The following is a 22,302-nucleotide window of genomic DNA, read 5'->3' as shown; positions in this document are numbered from 1 at the left end:
ACGTTGATATCAACCTATCTGATCGCTGTCAAAGAGGCGTCATGTGATGGGGCCGGGCAAAGATCGATTTCGGTTTCCTGAAAACTGCGGTAGAACAGCAGCGTAGCCATCATTCGGCCCCTCGTTCAATTGGGGCGTTTCGTCCGAAAGTTCCGATATGCCTGCAAAGCTCTCCGTAAATCTCAATGCCATTGCCATGCTGCGCAACCGGCGCGATCTCCCCTGGCCGTCTGTGACCGGCCTCGGCCGCACCGCCTTGCAGGCGGGAGCGAGCGGACTGACCGTCCACCCGCGCCCGGACCAGCGGCATATCCGCTTTTCCGATCTCCAGCCGATCCGCGACCTGATCGACGACGAGTTTCCGGCTGCGGAATTCAACATGGAGGGCTTTCCGAACGAGGCGTTCCTCGAACTGGTCGAGCGGCACGAACCCGAGCAGGTGACATTGGTGCCGGACGATCCGGCACAGGCAACCTCCGACCACGGCTGGGATTTTCGCAAGAGCCATAACCTGCTCGGCAACGTCGTCGGGCGGCTGAAGAAGAGAGGTTTCCGCGTTTCGCTGTTTGCCGACGGCGTTCCCGACCCGGAGGCGCTGAAGCTTGCCAAGGAGACCGGGGCCGACCGTATAGAGCTCTATACCGGACCCTATGGCGGCTGTTACGACGATCCGGAAAAGGCGGAGCGGATCGCGATCGAGCTGGGCCGCACCGCGGAGATCGCGATCGGCCTTGGTCTGGCCGTCAATGCCGGCCACGACCTGACCGTCGCCAACCTGCCATTGCTCGTCAAACACATTCCCGAACTCGCCGAGGTCTCGATCGGACACGGGCTGACGGCCGATGCGCTCGAATACGGAATGGCCGAGACCGTACGACGCTTCCGCCGCGCCTGTGGCGAGACGACTTAGGGCGACGGATTAGTAGCTCGGCGCGCCTCTTGTTGCGTGTCGCTTTGACGAGGGATTTTCGCGCGTACCTCTTTTGATGTGAAGCTGCGCGCGCCGACTGCGGGCAGCTGAGGCCAAAAAAAAGCGGCGGATCAACGTAATTGAGTTCAGTTCGGGCTCCACTTGTATTATAGAGGTCACACTACAGCGTTATCGATCAAGTTATTTCGAATAAATTTATTGCAGGTGCTCGAGGATTGCTCAGATGGAGTACCGAAAGGATATTGACGGGCTGCGAGCGATCGCGGTCCTGCCGGTAGTTTTGTATCATGCCGGCATTCCGGGTTTTTCCGGCGGGTTCGTGGGCGTCGATATCTTTTTCGTGATATCGGGGTTTCTGATCACGGGAATACTCCATAAGGATCTTGCCGAAGGTCGCTTTTCGCTTGCTACGTTTTACGAGCGGCGTGCCCGCCGAATATTGCCGGCGCTCTTCGTCGTCGTGGCGACGTGCCTTGCTGCCGGTGTGCTTCTCCTTCTGCCGGACATGCTGGTCGGCCTTGCGCGTTCGGCACTGGCGACAATGATGTTCGCCTCGAACGTCTGGTTCTGGTTCTCCACTTCCGACTACTTCGCTCCAAGTGCGGATCTGGAACCCCTGCTTCATACCTGGTCGCTGGCCGTCGAAGAGCAGTTCTACATCGTCCTGCCGCTGCTCCTCTGGTGGCTCTACGGGAGGCCGCGCAGGGCCGTTCTCGGTGCGCTTGTCGGTCTCTGTATCTTCTCCTTCCTGCTTTCCGTCTGGGCGACGGGTCCCTATCCGCAGGAGAGTTTCTATTTTGCTCCGACACGGGCCTGGGAACTTGGGCTCGGTGTGCTGCTGGCGCTCGGCGTGTTTCCGGCCTGCCGGAACGCGTATCTGGTCGAGGCGATCGCGCTGTCGGGGATCGCGGCAATCTTCATCGCCGTCGCGCTCTATAGCGCCGCGACGCCATTTCCAGGCATTGCCGCCGCGCTGCCATGCTTCGGAGCCCTGGCGTTGCTCTGGTCGGGCGAGCAACGGCAGACGGCCGTAGCGCGCATTCTGTCCAGCCCGGTGCCGGTGGCGATCGGCCTCGTCTCCTATTCGCTCTACCTTTGGCACTGGCCGATCATCGTTTATTTTCGTTTGACCCTCGGTACGCTGGACCTTCCTTACGCGCAGGCTTCGCTTGCGATAGGCCTTTCCTTCGCCTGTGCCTTCGCGAGCTGGCGTCTGGTCGAAAGGCCCTTCCGTCGTCGGCCGCCGATTGGAATTTCGCGGCAACGCATTTTCGCCTCCGCGCTCGCCGGCGCTGCCGTCCTCTCGGTCGTTTCAGCAGTCGTAGACCTGCGGGAGGGTTTTCCGGAACGCCTTCCGCAGGATGTCCGACTTGCCTATGCCGGCAGTCGCGATATCGACGCGCGCCGCGGGCGGTGTGACGGCAAGCTGCCTAAGGACGGACTGTGCCGCATCGAAGGCGAAGCAAGTTCGCCCTCGGATCGGAGGAACGACGTGCTCCTATGGGGTGACTCCCATGCAGGGGCGCTTTTGTCGGGCCTCGATTTCCTGATGGACGGCCGGAAACGAGGCGGCGCGGTCGCCTTCAAGGGCGCATGCCCGCCGATCCTCGGCGTGCAGCGGGTGGATCAGAAACACAGCGGAGATTGCGTCGCCTTCAACGCGGCCATCATGGCGATGCTGGAACAAAGCGATGATTTTCCGATCGTCGTCCTCAGCGCACGTTGGCCGCTCGCAGCGAACGGTAAACGATATCCCGGGGAGACGGGACGCCCCGCAATCCTCGACCGTCTGGATTTCGAGGAGGCGAGCCTTGGCACCGCCGGAAACTATGCGATTTTCAAGAGCGAGTTTTTGAGGACGGTTCGGGAGATCCGCGACACCGGCCGGCGCGTCGTCATCGTGGATGGGATACCGGAGATCGGCTGGTCTGTTCCGCACGCGTTGGGGCTGCACCGCCTCATCGACGCCGACCTGCCGCCTCCGCCAACGCGGCAGGCAGTCGATGCACGCAGCGCGAAGGCCAATTCGGTCCTGGCCATTGCCGACGAGGACCTGGGCGTACAGCGCGTCAGTGCAGTGCCGCTCCTCTGTAATCCGGTCTGCGCTGTCGAGAAGAACGGCATTCCCCTATATTCCGACGACGACCACCTCAGCGTCTACGGTGCGATGACCATCGTGCCGAGGATGTTCAAGGATCTCATGCCGAGCGACACCAATCGCCGGCTCAGGCCCGGTTAGTCGTATCGCCGGAAAGCCGCGCGCTCCAGCTCTGTCTACCAGGACGATCTTGCGCGCCAAACTCCGTCCATGCAATATCCATACATTGTAAGACTCGAAAGGCTACGATGGACGTGGATCGCGTGGAGGTTTCCTGGATGCCGGCGCTCGGTCAAGCGCGAGGACCGCTGTATCTCGCAATTGCCGACGAGATCGCCGCGGACATCGCGGCGGGTCGACTTGAGGGTGGAGTGCGCCTGCCGCCGCAGCGCGCGCTGGCGGCCGCGCTCGGCATCGACTTTACAACCGTCAGCCGCGCCTACAACGAAGCGCGCCGGCGCGGTTTGGTCGAGGGTCGCGTGGGGCAGGGTACCTACGTCACGGCTCGGCGCCGGAGCGCCGCACGTCCCTCCTCGGGCGGTCTGGCGGGCGGCCTGCTGGGCGGTCTCGTCGACATGAGCATGAACCTGCCGCCGCTCTTCGACGGCCCCGCCCTGTCGGAGAGAATGTGGACGGATGTTGCGCCTCTCGACCAGCGTGATCCCGAACTGCTGATGCGCTATCAGCCCGTCGGCGGCACGGAGCGGGACAGGGCTGCCGGTGCAGCCTGGCTCAAGCCGCGGCTCGGCGACCTTCGAGCCGACCGCTTGGTCGTCTGTACAGGAGCGCAAGGGGCTCTGCTTGCGAGCGTCGGGGTGCTGGCGACGAAGGGCGACAGGATCTGCGCCGAGGCGCTCACCTATCCCGGCCTCCGCTCACTGGCGGCGCATATGGGTATCGAGCTCGTGAGCGTCCGGATCGACCGAAACGGGATATTGCCCGACGCGTTCGAGGAGGCGTGCGCCCGGCACAAGCCGAAGGCGCTTTACTGCAATCCGACCCTTCACAATCCCACGACCGCGACGCTTCCGCTCGAGCGCCGCGAGGCGATCGTGGCGATTGCACGCCGTTACGGCGTGTCCGTGATCGAGGACGACGCCTACGGCGCCTTGCCCGCAAACCCCGTTCCGCCACTGGCCGCGCTCGCGCCGGACCTCGTCTTTTATATAGCGGGGCTTGCCAAGTGCCTCTCGCCGGCGCTCCGCATCGCCTATCTCGTCGCGCCCGATCGATCGGCGGCAGTCCGCCTCGAAGGCGCGATCCGAGCGACAGTCGGCATGACGTCACCGCTTTCGGCGGCTATCGCCACGCGCTGGCTGGAGGAAGGAACGGCGCAAGCGGTTCTGGGAGCGATCCGCACGGAAGCCGGCGCGCGCCAGCAGATCGCGATCAAGAGCCTCGAGGACGCCGATCTTCTCACCGATCGCGAGGGGTTTCATCTCTGGCTGAAGCTGCCCCCCCGTTGGAATCGCGGCGAGTTCACGGCGCAGCTGCGAACGGCGGGGATCGGCGTCGTCGCCAGCGATGCCTTCGCGATCTCCGACCCACCGGAAGCCGTCCGGCTCGGTCTGGGGTCTGCGCGGACACGCGATGAACTGCGGCACAGCCTGGAGGTCATCGCCGGTCTCCTCGCTCAGTCGCCGGCGGCCCGAAACCTCATCGTTTAGCGGTGATACTCCCGTGCGAAGGTGCTGCGTGGAATTGCCGCGCCCCCGTATGCATACAATTTATTGTTCTTGTATGGTTTGTATGTCATCTTTTGGGGGTCGCCGAAGCGGCCGGTGCCTGGTCGACGGGAACGTCTCGCAGGCTTGCGGGTTTGCCGGGGCATGCAGAAGACTGAAAGGAAGAACGATGTCGGATCATGAGTGGCCGCCTCTGTCGCCGCTGCATACGGGATTACGAGGTCGCTGCCCCCGTTGCGGCCAGGGACATTTGTTCGATGGTTTCCTGAAGCTCAGGCAAGGATGCGAAGTCTGTGGCCTGGACTATTCTTTCGCCGATCCCGCGGACGGTCCTGCTTTCTTCGTCATATGCTTTGCCTGCGTGCCGAGCGTGTTTCTCGGCGTGTGGCTGGAGGTGCAATACAACGCCCCCCTTTGGGTCCATCTCCTGGTCACCGGGCCGTTCATGTTCCTGACCTGTATTCCGCCGTTGAGGCCGTTAAAGGGCTGGTTGGTGGCGAGCCAATATTTCTACAAGGCCGAGGAGGGCAGGGTAGCTCGCCGGGCCGCAGCGTCCGCGCCGCAGAGTTCGAGCGAGACCGCCTTGCGCTGAACGCCGAACCTCCACCCTCGAATTGGACCGGAATTCCGAAGGGAAAGCTGCGCATTCTTCTGCTCCCGCTTTTAAAAAAGGCCCGGTCGTTTGCCGGGCCTCCCGCTTCCTCATGATCAGTGGACGAGTGCTGACTTATTCGCCTCCAGAAAGGAGGCGAGGTCGATGGGGGGCCTTCCGGTAAGCCCGGCGGTGTCGTCGGTCACGATGTCGAAATGTCCTTTGCGGGTATTGGCGTCGAAGGAGACGAGGATCGGGACGACGAAGTCCGGGAGACCCGCATTCTTGAGACCGCCCGACAATGCCTCGTCAGAGACGTGGACCACCTCGAGCGTCTTGCCGGTGGCCTTGGCAACAAGGGCGGCGATCTCGCCGGTTGTAAGGGCCTGCGGTCCGGTCAAGGTGTAAGTGCGGCTTTCCGCAGAGCTTGACTGGAGAGCGGAAGCGGCGGCGGCGGCAAGGTCACGGCGGCCGATGTGGGAAATACGGCCATCGCCGGCGGAGGAGAACCATTGTCCTGCCGCGAGTGCGTGCGGGAGCGACAGGAGGAGGTTTTCCATGTACCAGGCGTTACGCAGGATCGTGTAGGGAATTCCCGTCGCCTTGATGGCTTCTTCGGTGCCGAGATGATCGGACGCGAAAGGGATCACCGAGGTTTCCGGCTGCGGCATCGACGTATAGAGGATGTGCTTCACCGCCGCCTTCCTGGCCGCTTCGACGGCGGCAAGGTGCTGCTTCAGACGCTTGCCCGGTTCGTCGAGAACATCCGTCGAAATGATGAGTATGCGGTCGGCGCCGGCGAAGGCCCGCTCGAGCGAGGCCGGATCGTCGAAGTCGGCGGCACGGGTCTCGACGCCCTTCGCTGCGTAGTCCGCCAGTTTGGCGATGTCCCGGCTGGCGGCGGTAATATCGGCCGGCTTCGTCTTGCCGGAGGTCAGGAGCGCATCGAGCACGAGTTTGCCGAACTGTCCGGCGGCGCCGGTTACGAGCAGTCTTCCAGACATGTTTTTCCTTTCGTTTCCACTCCAGCGCGTTGTTCAGCATGTCCTGTCGACATGAGCTCATCCCGAAAGCTGGTCTCTTTTTGAGAGTTGCTCTTATCCCGTGATCTGCTAAGAGCTGTAAAGGAGGCAGTTTTTTCTGCCGTGGTTACGGAAAGGGTACCGCCATGACCAGGGCGTCGGGCACGTTGAAGGGCAAGCGGGTGGCAGTCGTCTGCGGCGTGCCTATGGACATCGACAATTGTCCGGTGCGGGACGTGATGGACAATATCGGCGGTAAGTGGAACTCGCTGATGATTCTGTCGCTCGCCGACGGTCCTTTGCGCTTCTCGCAGCTCAGGCGGCTCATCCCGGACATTTCACAGCGGATGCTGACCCAGACGCTACGCGATCTGCAGCGTGACGGTTATCTGCGCCGTACCGTTTACCCGACGCAGCCCCCGAGCGTGGAATACAGCCTTACGGATCTCGGGCGCTCGTTTCTTATCGTGCTAAGGGCCTTCGTCGACTGGTCGCTGGAGAACCACCAGACTATCCGACAGGCGCGGGCGGAGTACGACGACACGCGATAGGCGGATTATCGCCGCAGGCCTGTGGCATCGCCACGCTCATGCGATCGGTATCGCTCTCGGTGCTGCGGTGGGCCTGCTATATCAGCGCCTTTAGGCAGCTTACTGCCGGTCGCCAAGCGAGAATTCGACCGCCGCCTCCGCATGGATGGCGGTGGAATCGAAGCCCGGGAGCGGCAATTCGGCCGGATCGAGAAGCAGGCAGATTTCGGTGCAGCCGAGAATGACGGCGTCCGCACCCTCCGCCTTTGCTTTCTCGACGAGCCCGATCATTGCCGAGTGCGAGACGTTCAGCACCTGGCCGGCGCGGAGCTCGTCGAAGATCACGTTGGTGAGTGAGTGTCCGGCCATCCGCATCGGGTACCATCAGGTCGATATCATGTGTGTTCATGCGCTCGGCATAGAAGCCGTGTTCCATGGTGTAGCGTGTGGCGAGCAACAGGGGCTTGCGGCTGCCGGCGGCCTTCAGGCGCAAGGCCGTTTCGTCGATGATGTTGATCAACGGGACGTCGACGGAGGCACGCACCGCGTCGGCAATGATGTGCATGGTATTGCTGCAGATCAGGATGCAGTCCGCGCCGCCGGCGACGAGCCCGCGCGCGACATCGGAGAGAAGCAGGGCGGCGTCATCCCAATGGCCGGCTCTCTGCAGGTCCACGATCTGCTGGAAGTCGACGGAATGCAGAAGCACTTCCGCCGAATGTAATTTGCCGCGTCGCTTGCGCACGGCCTCGTTGACCAAGCGGTAATAGACTGCCGAGCTTTCGAAGCTCATGCCGCCGATGAGGCCGATTTTCCGCATTTCCATCGTCATTCCTGCTGCTGCCCTTTGGCCGTCGGGAACGCTTCGCCACGTTCCCCGTTCCATTGCTAGATTATCGTGCGGGCCCGGTTGCATGTGTTTGCTTTGATCGGCGCTTGGCCAAATTTTAGCAAGCCGTTTGCGCCCGAATCCAGATGCCGCGAAAAATTTCGGCGCACTCTATGGCAAGAGCAAGGAGTCGGAGCGTGCTTGACGAGAGAGACCGGAAGCTGCTCATGCTTCTGCAGCAGGATGCGAGCGTCGCCATGGGCGACCTTGCCGAGAGGGTGAGTCTTTCGCTTTCCGCCTGCTCGCGGCGCATTCAGCGGCTGGAGGAGGCCGGCTATGTCACCCGGCGCATCGTCGTCCTCGACCGGGAAAGGATGGGCGTGCCGACCACGGTTTTTGCGCTGATCAAGACGGCGCATCATTCCGACGACTGGATCGAAAAGTTCCGCAGGGCGATCAGCGACATTCCGGAGATCGTCGAGGCGCACCGGCTGACCGGCAATTACGATTACATCGTCAAGGTGGTTCTGCCGCGGGTCGAACACTACGACGTCGTCTACAAGCAGATCGTGCGGAAGGTGGAGCTTTTCGACGTTTCCGCGTCGATTTCGATGGAAGTCCTGAAAAGTGGTACCGCAGTGCCCGTCGGCTATGCGGAGTAGGCCGCCGAAACGTCCGGCGAAGACCATTCGCGGATGCAATGCAGCCATGCCGGGCAACGGCTTGCGCTCCCGCGTGTGGAGTTCAACAGTGTTGCCAGCTCGATGTGAGCGGATGAGGAACAGGACGGAAGACCATGCAGGAAAGACATCATGTCGTCGTGGTCGGCGGAGGTTTCGGCGGGCTGCAACTCGTCAACGACCTCAAGGGTGCGCCGGTCAGGGTCACGCTGATCGACCGGCGCAATCATCACCTTTTCCAGCCGCTGCTTTACCAGGTGGCGACCACGGTGCTCGCAACCTCCGAGATCGCATGGCCGATCCGCCGGCTCTACCGCGACCGACAGGAGGTGACGACGCTGCTCGGCGAGGTAGCGGGCGTCGATACGACTGCGAAGGAAGTGACGCTCGTGCATGGGCAATCGATCCCCTACGACACGTTGGTCCTGGCGACCGGCGCAACGCACGCCTATTTCGGCCATGACGAATGGGCGGCGGTCGCGCCGGGACTCAAGACCCTGGAGGATGCGACGACCATTCGCCGCCGCGTGCTCATCGCCTTCGAGCAGGCGGAGATGGAGGAGGACCCCGCCAGGCGCGACGCACTGCTGACCTTCACGATCATCGGCGCAGGACCGACCGGGGTCGAGCTTGCGGGCATCATTGCCGAAATGGCCCATAGAACGCTGCCCGGCGAGTTCCGCCGGATCGATACGCGTCTGGCCCGCGTGGTGCTCGTCGAAGCCGGCCCGCGCATTCTTCCCGCCTTCAGCGAGGAGCTTTCCGCCTATGCTTCCCGCGAACTGGAGAAGCTTGGCGTCGAGGTGCTGACGGGCACGCCGGTGACCGACTGTACCGAGGAGGGGGTCACGATAGGCGAGAGCTTCGTCGCGAGCCGGACGCTCGTCTGGGCGGCCGGGGTCCAGGCCTCGCCCGCCGCCAAATGGATCGGCGCAGACGCGGACCGCGCCGGCCGCGTTAAGGTCGGGCCCGATCTGACCGCGCCGGGCCATCCGGACATCTTCGTCATCGGCGATACGGCATCCGTCATCCAGGAGGACGGCAAGCCGGTGCCCGGCATCGCGCCCGCGGCCAAGCAGCAGGGGGCCTACGTCGCCCAGGTGATCCGTGGCCGCTTCACGGGCTCTCCGGCGCCGGGGTCGTTCCGCTACCGGCACCAGGGAAGCCTGGCCACCATCGGCAGGCGCGCGGCGATCATCGATTTCGGCCGGATCAAGCTCAAGGGGTCGCTTGCCTGGTGGATCTGGGGCATTGCCCACATCTATTTCCTGATCGGTACGCGCAGCCGCTTTGCCGTGGCCTGGAGCTGGCTATGGACATATCTGAGCGGCCAGCACAGCGCCCGGCTGATAACGCAGAAGGATACGCTTCCGGAAGAAAGGTGACCGCGGGGCGGATCTTCCACCTATTGCCAAGGCCGGACGAAAATCGGACAGTCCCGTGAAACGACAGTTTCATGGGAGTGCCAATGGCCGCCAAAGAACGATCCTTCCTCGCTCGCGTCCGCGAAATTCTACCCGAGTTGCATCCGGCCGAGCGGCGGCTCGGCGATTTCCTCTGTGATTTTCCGGGGGAGATAGCGAGCTATTCCGCGCAGGAGCTGGCGGCTTTGGCCCATGTGTCGAAAGCGACCGTGTCGCGCTTCGTTCAGCGCCTCGGCTACGAAAACTACGAGGAAGCGCGGCGGCACGCGCGCGCGGACAAGCAGACCGGGTCGCGCCTTTTCCTGGCGACCGCCACCGATGCCGACGGCCGGCAATCGGTCGCAGCGCATGTCGCCCAGGGCGTCGCCAATCTCGAAGCCACGTTCCTCGCGATCGGCGAGGCTGAGATCGATGCGGCTGCCACAGCCATCCTGGAGGCCCGCAAGGTGTGGGTCATCGGCTTTCGCGCCAGCCATTCCTTTGCGACCTATCTGCAATGGCAGCTCACGCAGGTGATCGAAAACATCGCTGCCATTCCCGGAGGCGGGCAGACGCTCGGCGAGCATCTGGTCAGCATCGCGCCCGACGACGTCGTCGTTCTCTTCGGTCTGCGGCGCCGCGTCGCTCTGATGGAGCAACTCATGGCGCAGGTGGAAAGAACCAAGGCGAAGTTGCTCTACATCACCGATGAAGGCGTGCCTCTCCTGAGCGGTGCGGCTTGGCACTTCCGTTGCCAGACCCTGGCGCCGGGGCCGCTTTTCAACCATGTGTCGGTGATGGCGCTCTGCCATCTCCTGACCACACGCTGCATCGAGACCGCAGGCGTTGCCGGCCGGAACCGGCTGCGCGGTATCGAGGCACTGAACGACACGCTGGAAGAGCTGTGAGCCCGCGCAGTAAGGATCGCAACGGCTTGGCGCACGAAGCTCGCCATCGATAGGCCCCGGCCGGAACGCCATGTTCGTGGAGGCCAAGCCTGCCGGAAGGGCAGGAATTCCTCTCCGTCGCCCCCTGTGGATTCAGGGCTATGAAACTGCAGTTTCTTGATGTATGATTGAGAAACTAAGTTTTCACGCTCGTTCAACCACAAGGGGAACAACAATGGCAGCGGAAAATATGGTGCCGACCGGCGGGAGTTCGCCGGTCATTCGACAACTGGAATCGGCTTTCACCAAAATCGGCGTTACCGGCGCGCACAAGCAGATTCTCGCCCTCGTCCTGATCGGTTGCCTGTTCGACAGCTTCGAACAGAACACGATCGGCGTCGCCGGCCCCATTCTCAAGGAGCACTGGGGCCTTACCGGCACGGACATCGGGTTTCTCAACACGATCACCTTCGGCAGCGCCGCGGTCGGGCGACTGCTGTCGGGCATTCTCGGCGACCGCTACGGCCGGCGGGTGATGCTGACCGTCAATCTCCTGCTCTTCACCATCGGCTCGGCGGCCTGCGCGATGGCGCCGAACTTCACCATGCTTTGTTTTGCCCGCGCGATCGTCGGCTTCGGCGTCGGCGGCGAAATCTCGACGGCGGTGACGATGCTCTCGGAATTCTGCTCGCCGAAGTTTCGCGGCACGGCGGCGGGTCTCGTGAATGTCGGCGCCGGCGGGTTCGGCAACTTCCTGGCGCCGGCATTCGGCCTGCTGATATTTACGCTTTTCCCGGGAGAGAACAGCTGGCGCTGGCTATTTGCGTCACTGGCGCTGCCGGCGCTTCTGGTCGTCTTCTATCGCCGCTTTGTACCGGAGACGCCGCGGTTCCTCGCCTCGAAGAACAGGATCGACGAGGCGAACAAGGTACTGTCCATCCTGGCCTCAGGCTCGTTGAAACCGCGCAATCTCGTGGTGCAGGAATACCTGACGACAGATCATATGACGGACGAGGCCACCGAGAAGAGCGACTGGCGGGAACTCTTCCGAGCACCCTTCATCGGGCGGACCATACCGGTAGCGATCGCCATTCTCATGAGCTATGGCGCGCAATTGTCGGTCTTGACGCTGATGCCCGTCATCTTCGTGTCGATGGGCTATACGCTCTCCGGCAGCCTGCTCTACAGCATGATCATCCAGAGCGGCAGCGTCCTCGGTGCGATCGCCGCTTCGATGTTCGGCTACTATCTGCCGCGCAAGAAGGTGCTGACCGTGGGTGCGGCGCTCGCCTGCCTTGCGGCGGTGTCGATCGTCGCTCTCGGCACCAATATCTATCTCGTGCTCCTGTTCGGAGCCATCTTCCAGTTCTTCGTCCTGCTGCTCAACACGTCGATCTGGATCTATGCGCCGGAACTGTTCCCGACGAGAATTCGCGCCTTCGGGGTGGCCCTCATTCTGGCAACGGGATCGGCGGCCGGCTCGTTCGTGCCGACGATTTCCGGCATGCTGTTCGACAGCTACGGAATGATCGGCGTCTTCGGGCTTGCTGCGGGAATGTATGCGGTCTTCGCATTCTGCATCCAGCTTGGCCCGGAAACCTACGGCCGATCGATGGAGGATCTCTCGCTGCCGGCGGAGGCCGATCAGCCGAAGGCGGCGCAGCAGGGGCCAGTCGTCGCGGAGCTCAGAACGTGAACTTCCATCTTCTGCTGATCAACCCGAACAGCTCGCAGGCGACGAGCGAGATGATGGCCTCCATCGCGCACAAGGCTGCGAATGGACGCCTGGCCGTGGCAAGCGCCACGGCCAGGCGCAGTCCCCGGATGATCCTGAAGCCGGACGAACTGGCAGCCGCCGCCGACGAGGTGGTGGAAATCGGCACCAGACACGAGCCGGGCTGCCTCGGGATCATCGTCAGCGCCTTTGGCGATCCCGGCCTTGCCCTGCTCCGGGAGCGTGTCGGCATTCCCGTCGTGGGCATCTGCGAAGCTTCGATGCTGGAGGCTTCGCGGGATGGACGACGGTTCGGCGTTGCAACCACGACGCCCGACCTCGCGGATGCGATCGCAGAGCGGGCACGGCATCTGGGGCTTTCCCATCTCTACTCCGGCATCCGCTGCACGCCAGGCGATCCGCTCGCCGTATCCAGAGACGAGGAGCGCTTGCGGACCTCGCTCTGGCACGCAGTTCGCGCCTCCGTCGACCTGGATGGGGCGGAGGCAGTCATCATCGGCGGCGGCCCGCTCGGACAGGCGGCGGAGCAGCTGCAGCCGCTATTCGATGTGCCCGTCATCGGCCCTATCCCGTCCGCCGTAACGCGGGTTCTCGGGCTGTTGCAGGTCGATGCCTGAGCGCAATTTCCGGGCGGAACTTGGAAACCGTCACGTTTCATGATCTTAATTCGGTCCAGCCGGATCGTTCCGCCGTCTCATTGAGCCATCGAAGCGATCCGGCTCCTCCCGGCAGTCTACCAATCACCGTGATCAGGGAAGCGGACATTCGATGTCTTCCGCCGAAACGCCCGAAATCAGTACAGCTCTCGTCGAACAGTTGATTTCCGAGCAGTTTCCGCAATGGGCGGACCTGCCGATAAGACCGGTCAAGTTCGGAGGGTGGGACAACAGGACCTTTCACCTGGGCGACGATATGAACGTGCGGTTGCCGAGTGCCGCCCATTACGCGCTTCAAGTGGAAAAGGAGCAGCATTGGCTGCCTCGTCTTGCGCCGTACCTGCCGTTGCGTATTCCTGCGCCTTTGGCCATTGGGCGGCCGGGCAGGGGCTATCCGTGGCATTGGTCCGTCTATCGATGGCTACCGGGCGAGACCGCGACCCATGCGCCCATCGCCGACCTCGGCAGTTTTGCGAGGACCCTCGGTGAATTCCTGGCTGCGCTGCAACGGATCGACGCGCGGAGCGGTCCGCCGCCCGGGCAACACAATTTCTTCCGAGGCGGTCCTTTGGCCGTCTACGACCCCGAAACGCGCCGGGCACTCGAAGCGCTCGAGGGCAGGATCGACGTTGCCACCGCACGTGTGGTGTGGGAGGTGGCGCTTGGCTCCGCGTGGAACAATGCTCCCGTCTGGTTCCATGGCGATGTCGCCTCCGGCAACCTCCTGGTCGAAAACGGCCAGTTGAGCGCCGTGATCGATTTCGGCACGTCCGGCGTCGGCGATCCGGCTTGCGACCTGTCGATCTCCTGGACGATGTTCGATGAAACAAGCCGCGCCGCATTCCGGGACGCCCATCCGCTCGACGAAGAGACCTGGGCGCGTGGCCGTGGATGGACCTTGTGGAAGGCGCTGATCGTTGCCGCCGAGATTCCGGGCACCGATCGACGGGAAATCGAAAAATCGCGGCGGGTCATCGATGCGGTTCTGTCAGATCACCGCCGCTATGGGTAGCGAACTTCATTCCCGCGTCCTGTTGACGATGCGGTTCAACCGGAAACGCGCGCGGTGGACTGGCCACACCACGACTGTGGCTGCCCGGTTCGCTTTCTGGCGAGCCCTTCCGATATGAGGATGTCTCCGAGGGATCTGCCGTTCCTGACGACGAGCCGCCGCTTGCCGGGCTCGTCGCCCGGGGTGGCTTCGGATGCAACGAGGGCGAAGTTTCCGGAATTCAACAACTCTCGCAATCGTGCCTTGGCATAAGAGCCGCGCGACCGTTCCTCGTCGCATTTCGCGAGCTTCGTTTCCGGCGCATCTATGTCGGCGATGAGAATTCTCTGGCCCTGGTACAGGAAGGTATCGCCGTCGAGAACGCAGTTATCATGGCGGATGCCGCAGAAATAGAAGGTGCCGCTCTCGGCCGGCCGCAGGTTCGTCTGTTCGAGAGACTGCCTAACCGGTAGTTCCACGGGTGCAGGCGGGATCAATGCGGTCTTCGGCGCTATCGACCCGGTCTGATCCTTCGGACGGGAAGGGATCGGAATGGTCGCCAGTTCTACCTTTTTGGGCGGTTTCTTCTCGGCCGGCATCTTCGCCTGCGCTTTTTTCTCGGACGGTTTCTCGGCGTGCGAAAGCAGTGCCGTCACCTTCGATGCCCCGGGGAGATGTCCTAACTCCCCCCGGTGCTCGTAGGCCACAATCCCGCCGACGATGACTGCTGCCGCCAGATACCAGCGGCCCATACCGCTCCGGCTGCTCTTGCGGGCCGTGCTGCGCTTTCGTCTTTTGGAATTTGCCTTGGTCATGGGATTCGGTCCTCGATTGCGGCGGCATTATCGGGACCAGGGGTTAGTGAAAGGTTGTCGTCGCTGCACGGGTCAAGTCATTTCAGTTTTGCACACTCTTCCTGATCCCGCTCTGACGACACCGCTGCCAAAAGGGAAGGGCGGCACCTGCGGGAGCCGCCCTTCAAGGGTTACCGTCGACGTTGCTGGACAAGCGCCCCGGCTTGTCACTTTCCCAGTCCGGCCGTAAGCCGTCGACAGTCGCGATCGCTGTTCTCGCTGATGCCAGGGACTTCCGTCACCGCGTCCATGGCCGCGGCTGCTTACTTGTCGCCCTTGTCCTTCCCGCCTTTGCCTTGGCCGTCCTGATCGCCCTTATTGTTGTCCTGGCTACCCTTGCCGCCGTCCTGGTTACCCTTGCCGCCGTCCTGGTTACCCTTGCCGCCGTCCTGGTTACCCTTGCCGCCGTCCTGGTTACCCTTGCCGTTGTCCTGGTTGCCCTTGCCGCCGTCCTGGTTGCCCTTCCCGTTGTCCTGGTTGCCCTTGTCGCCGTCCTGGCCGCCCTTCCCGTTGTCCTGGCCGCCCTTGCCGCCGTCCTGGCCGCCCTTCCCGTTATCCTGGCCGCCCTTACCGCCGTCCTGATCACCTTTGCCATTATCCTGGTCACCCTTGCCGGGATCCTGACCACCACCGCCGCCGTTGTCGCCGCCGCCGCCGCCACCGCCGCCACCGCCGCCACCAGCGCCGCCGCCCTTGTTGCCACCGCTCTTGCCGCCGCCTCTCGTCGGACCGCTTGCAGTGGAGTCACTGCGATCGTGGCGTCCGGTGCCCGCACCAATGGTCGCCGTCGTCAGGGGCGGACACATCTTAATCTGCGCGGGGGTGAGAATCTTCGACCGGTTTATTGCAACGCAACATGCCGCGAAGTTGTCTTCCGAAAGCGGACTGCACTGACGGGCAGTCATGCGCTGGCGCTGTACTGCATCCGCATCCGTCGTAACGATTACGGCTCCTATCGTGGCCGTGGATAGTATGAAAAATGTCCGAAATATCGATCTATTAATTCTTTTCATTTCTATACTCCTAAAAACATTAACTTTAAAAATACTTTTTAGAATTGAATTAAAATTACCTGTGGTCAACTTACGAATTGTTAGTAGATGGCCATATCACTGCCTCATTTCGGGTTATCAACCATGGCTTAATCTATCTTAGCTAGTCTCTACGGCGAACCGGGGGACTTATGCCCGCCGTTGGAGAACGCCTCGTGAAACGCTTCATTGCGCAGACAGTCTTTTTGTTGCTGATCGCGGCCCCTGGGGCTGCCGATGCCGGTACAACCATGAGGACCGCCGGCAAGGCCTTCGCGCCGCCGGCCTTCGCATCCTTCTGCGCCCGCGAGCCGCGGCTCTGCAACACTGGCGGCGGCAAGAAGGCCGTCGTTCTCGCCCCGGAAAAGATCAGCGAGCTCAAACAGATCAACAGCACCGTCAATGCAAGCATCCGCGAACGCAGCGACCGCGCAAATGTCGGCAAGGACGATGACTGGCGCGTGCCGACCGCTTACGGAGACTGCGAGGACTTTGCAATTCTGAAGAAGCGGGAACTTCTGAAACGGGGGTGGCCGGCCTCGGCTCTGCTACTCACGGTTGCGCGTTATCGCGGGGAGGGCCACACGGTTCTCACCGTCCGCACGAGCGAAGGCGACCTTGTGCTCGACAACAGGACCAACTCGGTCAGAGATTGGTCACGCACTCCTTATAATTACTTCGCCCGACAGTCCCAGTCGAACGGTAAGCGCTGGGAATTGATCGCAGGCGCGCAAAATATCTGACTTCGACTGAATGGGCGCTTTTGCAGGGCGGGAAAACCCGTATTGCGTGGAATTGATCTAATCCGCGCCGAGGGCCACCGCCGGCTGGAGGCGCGATGCATTTCTGGCCGGCAGATAGCCGAAGAGCAGGCCGGTGAGAAACGCACAAGCGAAGGCAAGCGCGACGGGGCCGGGCGTGAAGCTGACGGGCATGCCGAAGGCTTTAGCGGCGTAACCGGTCGATAGACCCGCCACGATGCCGATCGCCCCGCCGATCGCGGAAACGACCAGTGCCTCGACGATGAACTGCACGAGTATGTCCCGCTCGCGCGCTCCGGTCGCCATTCTCACGCCGATCTCGCGTGTGCGTTCGCTGACGCTGACGAGCATGATGTTCATCACGCCGATGCCGCCGACGAGCAGCGAAATCGCTGCGACCGATCCCAGGAAGAACTTCATGGTGTTCGAAGTCTCGGTGAATGCCTCGCGCACGGAGGACATGTTGGTGATCTGGGTATCGTCCTTCCTGTGGCGCTCGTTGAGCAGTGCCTGAATTCTCTCCTGGGTCACGTCTATTGCCGCGGCATCCTGCACCTTGACGGTGATCGTGCGGATGTTGCGCTGACCGAAGAGGCGCATGCTGCCGGTCGTGAGCGGCACGAGGACCACGTCGTCCTGATCGTTGCCGCCGGCGCTGGCGCCCATCCCGCTCATCACGCCGATCACCTGGAAGGGGATCTTGTTCACGAGCACATATTGACCGATCGGGTCGGAGCCCTCCGGGAAGAGCGTCTTGACGACGGTCTCGCCGAGCACGGCGACCGGTGCGTATGTTTCCATGTCGTTCCGGTTGATGAACTCGCCGCGGCCGATCTTCCAGGACTTCGCTTCCGTGAACTGCGGCACCGTTCCGTTAGCGGTCGTCTGATAGTCGATGTTGCCGCGCCGAAGCGTCACGGTGCTCGTCATTTCCGGGACGGCGAATGCGACATTCGCAAGCTCCGTGATCGCATCCGCATCTGCCGGCACGAGGGTAACATTCGTCCCGCCGGCGCTGCCCCGGAAATTCGCCATGCTGGGGCGGACGACGAGAAGATCCGACCCCATCGACGAGATGCGGTCTAGTACCGAATTCTGCGCGCCGGTGCCGATGGCGAGCATGGCGACAACCGAGCCGACGCCGATGACGATGCCGAGAAGCGTCAGGATCGTACGGAAGAGGTTTGCCCGCAGCGCCCGCAGTGCCATCTTCACCGCTTCCGAGACGTCCGCGATCGCCGCGAAGCCCTCACGCGTGCTTTGGGCGAGACCCACGGCTGCGTCGGGATTGCTGCGTCCCTTCTTGGAGCGGTCGGCAACGATCCGCCCATCGCTGATCTCGATCAGCCGGTCGGCCTGTGCGGCGACCTCGCGCGAATGGGTGATGACGATGACGGTGTGGCCGTTTTCGTTCATATCGCGAAGGAGGCGCATCACCTCTTCGCCGCTCTGGCTGTCGAGCGCGCCGGTCGGCTCGTCGGCAAGGATGACGCGGCCTCCATTCATCAGGGCGCGGGCGATCGAGACGCGCTGCTGCTGGCCACCGGAAAGCTGGTTCGGACGATGATCGAGCCGTTCGCCGAGCTTGAGCGACTGCAGGAGCGCCTCGGCACGATCGTGCCGGTCGCGGGCGGAAACGCCGGCATAGACGGCGGGTACCTCGACATTCTCCCGGGCGCTTGCGGTCGGGATCAGATTGTAGGACTGGAAGATGAAGCCGAAGGTGCGGCGGCGCAACGCCGCGAGGGCGTCGCCGTCGAAGCCGGAGACGCTTTCGCCTTCGATGAAGTAGTTGCCCGAGGTCGGCTGGTCGAGGCAGCCGAGAATGTTCATCAGCGTCGACTTGCCGGAACCGGACTGGCCGATGATCGCGACGAACTCGCCGGCCTCGATATCGAGGGAGATATGGTGCAAAACCTCGACGGCGATGTCGCCGTTGAAATAGGTCTTGCTGACATCCCGGAGTGAAATGAGCGGGGCCATCGGCGTGCTCAGAACATCGGCGGCATGCGCATGCCGCGCCGGTTGGTATTGGGACCGCGGTTGCCGTTCGTGGCGGAGGCAGCGTCGACGACCACTTTCTCACCTTCCTCCAGCCCGCGGAGGATTTCTGCACTCACCCGGTTGCGGACACCGACCTCGACGGTGCGCGTCTGCCTCGCACCGGACGGCGCGACGACGGTCACTTCCGCTCTTGCGGGCCCGTCGGAGGCCGCCGCCTCCATGGTGCGGAGTGCCGTGCTCGGGACGACCAGCACATTCTTGGCCGCCGCCTGGACAAAGAAGACCTGCGCGCTCATCGACATCATCAATTCGCCCGTGGGATTGGGGACATCGAACAGGGCATAGTAGAGGACGACGTTGTTCTCGGTATCGGGCATCGGCTCGATCTGACGCAACTTGCCGGCGAAGCGCTTTCCGGGCTGGCCGAGCAGGGTGAAATACGCATCCATGCCGAGCTTCAGCTTGCCGACATCGGCTTCGGAGACCTGCGCCTTGACCGTCATCGTGGAAAGATCGGCGATGGTGACGATCGTCGGCGTCGTCTGGTTGGCGTTGAGGGTCTGTCCCTCCTTGGCGGGATCGTCGACGATCGTGCCGGCCATCGGAGCATAGATCTTGGTATAGCCGAGATCGACCCGGTCCCCGGCAAGGGTGGCCTTCTGCTTGCGGATCTGCGCCTCGATCGCCTGCACGTCCGCTCCAGCGGCCGCATGATCGGCGACGGCCTGGTCGAGCGTCGACTGCGAAATGCTTTTCGTGGCGACGAGATTGCGTTGACGCTCGATGTTGGCCTGCTTCAATACGAGCTGGGCCTTCTTCGAGACGAGCTGCGCTTCAAGATTGGCCAGTTCCGCCTCGTCGATCTCGATCCTGTTCTCGATGGAGGCGGGGTCTATCTCGGCGATGAGCTGATTCTGTTCGACCTTGTCGCCGATCCCGACATGCAGCGACTTCAACTGGCCGGAGACCTGTGCGCCGGCATCGACCGATTTGACCGCCTCCAGCGTGCCGACGGCAGTCACGCTCTCTTCGATGTCGCCGCGCGTGACCGCCTGAGTGATCATGGTGGTGGCCGGCTGCGCGCCCTGGCGGCTCCAGGCATAGTAGCCCGTGCCGACGATAGCGAGCACCAGGAGCGCAAAGATCCAGCGACGGCGCGAACGGCGCTTTTTGCGTGGCGGCATCACCGGAGCCGGGATGACGGTGACGTTCGACGGTGTCGAACGCGACGCTTCGTCCGTCGTCTTGGCTGTCTTGCTCATCGTTTTTCTCTATCCCAGGCATCTTCATTCAACATAAAGATCAACCCGATCAGCGAAAAGCTTTGAAATCATTATATTTTCGTAATGTAGAGAGGCGCGCACCGGTAAAGCGGGCGCGGGGGCGACGCAGGCACGGAAATCGGAGTCCCGCCAGTGGGTTGCTCCCATTTTTGTCCGGGGCTGCCTTGAAACGAACCGGATATCCAAAACCGCTTGACGTCGCCGGATCGGACAATTAGAAACCTCACGAACCGTACCGTACGGTACTGATAGGGCGAAGCGAGTGCAAAGCGTCGGAGCGATAAGAGAGGCAGGTGCCGCAAACGGCCTGACCGAGCGCCAGGGAGCGGTGCTCGAACAGGCTTTGCGCCTGCTTGTCGACGGGGGCGAAAAGGCGCTGACGACGGCGGGAGTGGCGCGCGCAGCGAACTGCTCCAAGGAGAGCCTCTACAAGTGGTTCGGCGATCGTGAAGGGCTCCTTTCGGCCATGATCGCCTTTCAGGCGAGCAAGGTTCGCACGCTCGACGTCTCCGCCGCAAAGCTGGACGGGGGCAGCTTGAGGGTGCATCTCGTCGCTTTCGCCAAGGACCTTCTCGACGTGCTGGCGGGCGACGTGTCGCTGGCGCTCAACCGGCTGGCGATCGGACAGGCGAGCCGGGAAGGCTCGAAGCTCGGCCACATGCTGCAGGAACGCGGCCGCCGGCAGATCGGACGCAGGGCGGGAGCGCTGCTCGAAGCGGGCCGCAAGGCCGGTCTCCTGGCTTTCGACAACGCTGACGAAGCCTATGGCGCTCTTTACGGGCTCGTCGTCTCCGACTGGCATTTGCGCATGCTTCTCGGCGAGGAGCCGGGTAGCCTGAAGAAGGATTTCAGCCGCAGGGCGGAGCGGGCGGTCGACGCCTTTCTCACGCTCTACGGCGCGAAAAGGTAGGGCGGCCGTATCTGCGGCTGCCAAAGCGAAACGGACAAGCAAAGGGAAGGAAAATTCGATGCGCGTCTATTACGATCGTGATGCCGATCTCAACCTCATCAAGTCGAAGAAGGTCGCCATCATCGGCTACGGCAGCCAGGGCCGCGCCCATGCGCTGAACCTCAAGGATTCCGGTGCGCAGAACGTCGCCATTGCGCTTAAGTCGGGTTCCGCCACGGCAAAGAAGGCCGAAGCGGACGGCTTCAAGGTCATGACGGTTGCCGAAGCTGCCGCCTGGGCCGACCTGATGATGATGGCGACGCCGGACGAGCTGCAGGCCGACATCTACAAGGCCGAGATCGCCGGAAACATCCGCGACGGCGCGGCAATCGCCTTTGCGCACGGCCTGAACGTCCACTTCGGCCTCATCGAGCCGAAGGCCTCGGTCGACGTCGTAATGATCGCGCCGAAGGGCCCGGGTCATACGGTCCGCGGCGAATACCAGAAGGGCGGCGGCGTCCCCTGCCTGGTCGCCGTTCATCAGGACGCTTCCGGTAATGCCCTCGATCTCGCTCTCTCCTACGCCTGCGGCGTCGGCGGCGGCCGCTCGGGCATCATCGAGACCAACTTCAAGGAAGAGTGCGAAACCGATCTCTTCGGCGAACAGGTCGTTCTCTGCGGCGGCCTGGTCGAACTCATCCGCGCCGGTTTCGAGACGCTGGTCGAGGCTGGTTATGCGCCGGAGATGGCCTATTTCGAGTGCTTGCACGAGGTGAAGCTGATCGTCGACCTGATCTATGAAGGCGGCATCGCCAACATGAACTACTCGATCTCGAACACGGCCGAGTGGGGCGAATACGTCACCGGACCGCGCATCATCACCGAAGAGACCAAGGCCGAGATGAAGCGGGTCCTCAAGGACATCCAGACCGGCAAGTTCACCTCGGAATGGATGCAGGAATACCGCTCCGGTGCCGCCCGCTTCAAGGGTATCCGTCGCGTCAACGACTCTCACCAGATCGAGGAAGTCGGCGCGAAGCTGCGCGCGATGATGCCTTGGATCGGCAAAAACAAGCTGGTCGATAAGGCGAAAAACTAAGATCTGCCTGCAATGAACAAAAGGGAAGCCGGAGCCCACGCTCCGGCTTCTTCATATGCAGCGGCTTACATCGGATCCTTACCCTTCATGGCATTCGCCATATGGGACTTGCACTTTTCCTGATCGTTCGCCGCCAGTGCCTCCTTGGCCATGGCGAGTTCCTTCTGCGCCATCTCCTTCCGACCCGTGTCGGTGATCTGGCCCACGTCAGTCTCGAGCTTCGTCATGCCTGCCTGGTCGCAAACCATATCGGCCTGAGCAAAGGCTGGGGACACGCAAGCGGCGGATATCGCGGCTGCAACCAACATTTTTCTCAACATCTGTAACCTCCAGTTTCGTCGC

The 22,302-nt window shown here is 62.5% G+C and carries 20 protein-coding genes and 1 pseudogene; 14 read left to right on the top strand and 7 right to left on the bottom strand.

All coding sequences use genetic code 11. The features are described 5' to 3' along the window. The first annotated feature begins 157 nt into the window (after positions 1-157). The 4 genes from ACTJKL_RS00835 (at position 158) to ACTJKL_RS00820 (ending at position 5,306) form a co-directional block, all read left to right on the top strand. Positions 158-910, top strand: a complete 753-nt coding sequence (locus tag ACTJKL_RS00835; RefSeq protein ID WP_440851944.1) for a pyridoxine 5'-phosphate synthase — start codon at positions 158-160, stop codon at positions 908-910. 244 nt (positions 911-1,154) lie between these two features. After that, positions 1,155-3,170 (top strand): acyltransferase family protein, encoded by a 2,016-nt coding sequence (locus tag ACTJKL_RS00830; protein ID WP_275597698.1) that lies wholly within the window; start codon positions 1,155-1,157, stop codon positions 3,168-3,170. Positions 3,171-3,277: 107 nt separating this feature from the next. Then, positions 3,278-4,696, top strand: coding sequence for an aminotransferase-like domain-containing protein (locus ACTJKL_RS00825; protein ID WP_440851943.1), 1,419 nt, complete (start codon positions 3,278-3,280; stop codon positions 4,694-4,696). Between the two features lie 187 nt (positions 4,697-4,883). Next, positions 4,884-5,306, top strand: a complete 423-nt coding sequence (locus ACTJKL_RS00820) for a DUF983 domain-containing protein (protein ID WP_275597699.1) — start codon at positions 4,884-4,886, stop codon at positions 5,304-5,306. A 116-nt stretch (positions 5,307-5,422) separates the two neighbouring features. On the opposite strand, the gene ACTJKL_RS00815 is transcribed toward ACTJKL_RS00820, so the two are convergent. Next, positions 5,423-6,310, bottom strand: coding sequence for an SDR family oxidoreductase (locus ACTJKL_RS00815; protein ID WP_440851942.1), 888 nt, complete (start codon positions 6,308-6,310; stop codon positions 5,423-5,425). A gap of 164 nt (positions 6,311-6,474) precedes the next feature. On the opposite strand from ACTJKL_RS00815, the gene ACTJKL_RS00810 reads away from it, so the two are divergent. Next, positions 6,475-6,879, top strand: coding sequence for a winged helix-turn-helix transcriptional regulator (locus ACTJKL_RS00810; RefSeq protein WP_440851941.1), 405 nt, complete (start codon positions 6,475-6,477; stop codon positions 6,877-6,879). Positions 6,880-6,978: 99 nt separating this feature from the next. Here ACTJKL_RS00810 and ACTJKL_RS00805 read toward each other — a convergent pair. Beyond that, positions 6,979-7,684, bottom strand: a pseudogene (locus ACTJKL_RS00805) (aspartate/glutamate racemase family protein). A gap of 200 nt (positions 7,685-7,884) precedes the next feature. Between ACTJKL_RS00805 and ACTJKL_RS00800 the strand changes: the two are divergent. The 6 genes from ACTJKL_RS00800 (at position 7,885) to ACTJKL_RS00775 (ending at position 14,060) form a co-directional block, all read left to right on the top strand. Continuing rightward, on the top strand, positions 7,885-8,349 hold the full coding sequence (locus tag ACTJKL_RS00800; RefSeq protein ID WP_003533799.1) for an Lrp/AsnC family transcriptional regulator: 465 nt from the start codon (positions 7,885-7,887) through the stop codon (positions 8,347-8,349). Between the two features lie 134 nt (positions 8,350-8,483). Beyond that, positions 8,484-9,752, top strand: a complete 1,269-nt coding sequence (locus tag ACTJKL_RS00795) for an NAD(P)/FAD-dependent oxidoreductase (RefSeq protein ID WP_440851940.1) — start codon at positions 8,484-8,486, stop codon at positions 9,750-9,752. An 83-nt stretch (positions 9,753-9,835) separates the two neighbouring features. Further along, positions 9,836-10,678, top strand: a complete 843-nt coding sequence (locus ACTJKL_RS00790; protein ID WP_018095363.1) for a MurR/RpiR family transcriptional regulator — start codon at positions 9,836-9,838, stop codon at positions 10,676-10,678. Between the two features lie 214 nt (positions 10,679-10,892). Beyond that, on the top strand, positions 10,893-12,353 hold the full coding sequence (locus tag ACTJKL_RS00785) for an MFS transporter (RefSeq protein ID WP_440851939.1): 1,461 nt from the start codon (positions 10,893-10,895) through the stop codon (positions 12,351-12,353). Continuing rightward, positions 12,350-13,009 carry an aspartate/glutamate racemase family protein gene (locus ACTJKL_RS00780; protein WP_100671625.1) on the top strand — a complete coding sequence of 220 codons (660 nt, stop codon included), beginning with the start codon at positions 12,350-12,352 and terminating at the stop codon, positions 13,007-13,009. The genes ACTJKL_RS00785 and ACTJKL_RS00780 overlap by 4 nt, the downstream gene beginning before the upstream one ends. Before the next feature lie 151 nt (positions 13,010-13,160). Further along, positions 13,161-14,060, top strand: coding sequence for an aminoglycoside phosphotransferase family protein (locus ACTJKL_RS00775; RefSeq protein WP_440851938.1), 900 nt, complete (start codon positions 13,161-13,163; stop codon positions 14,058-14,060). 35 nt (positions 14,061-14,095) lie between these two features. Here ACTJKL_RS00775 and ACTJKL_RS00770 read toward each other — a convergent pair whose 3' ends face one another. Both ACTJKL_RS00770 and ACTJKL_RS00765 read right to left on the bottom strand, forming a co-directional pair. Then, positions 14,096-14,854 (bottom strand): thermonuclease family protein, encoded by a 759-nt coding sequence (locus ACTJKL_RS00770; RefSeq protein ID WP_440851937.1) that lies wholly within the window; start codon positions 14,852-14,854, stop codon positions 14,096-14,098. A 302-nt stretch (positions 14,855-15,156) separates the two neighbouring features. Further along, positions 15,157-15,906, bottom strand: a complete 750-nt coding sequence (locus ACTJKL_RS00765; protein WP_440851936.1) for a hypothetical protein — start codon at positions 15,904-15,906, stop codon at positions 15,157-15,159. A gap of 170 nt (positions 15,907-16,076) precedes the next feature. On the opposite strand from ACTJKL_RS00765, the gene ACTJKL_RS00760 reads away from it, so the two are divergent. Next, positions 16,077-16,667: a transglutaminase-like cysteine peptidase gene (locus ACTJKL_RS00760; RefSeq protein ID WP_100675112.1), complete on the top strand. Its 591-nt coding sequence runs from the start codon at positions 16,077-16,079 to the stop codon at positions 16,665-16,667. Positions 16,668-16,724: 57 nt separating this feature from the next. Here ACTJKL_RS00760 and ACTJKL_RS00755 read toward each other — a convergent pair whose 3' ends face one another. Next, a complete protein-coding gene (locus tag ACTJKL_RS00755; RefSeq protein WP_440851935.1) occupies positions 16,725-18,668 on the bottom strand; it encodes a MacB family efflux pump subunit in 1,944 nt (647 codons plus the stop codon). Positions 18,669-18,676: 8 nt separating this feature from the next. Beyond that, positions 18,677-19,951: a macrolide transporter subunit MacA gene (gene macA / locus ACTJKL_RS00750; RefSeq protein ID WP_440851934.1), complete on the bottom strand. Its 1,275-nt coding sequence runs from the start codon at positions 19,949-19,951 to the stop codon at positions 18,677-18,679. 283 nt (positions 19,952-20,234) lie between these two features. Between macA and ACTJKL_RS00745 the strand changes: the two genes are divergently transcribed. Both ACTJKL_RS00745 and ilvC read left to right on the top strand, forming a co-directional pair. Further along, positions 20,235-20,882: a TetR/AcrR family transcriptional regulator C-terminal domain-containing protein gene (locus tag ACTJKL_RS00745; protein ID WP_018095354.1), complete on the top strand. Its 648-nt coding sequence runs from the start codon at positions 20,235-20,237 to the stop codon at positions 20,880-20,882. A 58-nt stretch (positions 20,883-20,940) separates the two neighbouring features. After that, positions 20,941-21,960 (top strand): ketol-acid reductoisomerase, encoded by a 1,020-nt coding sequence (ilvC, locus tag ACTJKL_RS00740; RefSeq protein WP_018095353.1) that lies wholly within the window; start codon positions 20,941-20,943, stop codon positions 21,958-21,960. 65 nt (positions 21,961-22,025) lie between these two features. Here ilvC and ACTJKL_RS00735 read toward each other — a convergent pair whose 3' ends face one another. Next, positions 22,026-22,280, bottom strand: a complete 255-nt coding sequence (locus tag ACTJKL_RS00735) for a hypothetical protein (protein ID WP_018095352.1) — start codon at positions 22,278-22,280, stop codon at positions 22,026-22,028. Between the last annotated feature and the right edge of the window lie 22 nt (positions 22,281-22,302).

The organism is Sinorhizobium sp. 22678, assembly GCF_052044265.1.
Lineage (GTDB): Bacteria > Pseudomonadota > Alphaproteobacteria > Rhizobiales > Rhizobiaceae > Sinorhizobium > Sinorhizobium meliloti_A.
Note: the sequence above shows the minus strand (reverse complement) of the source record. Positions and strands in the feature narration are given on the sequence as shown.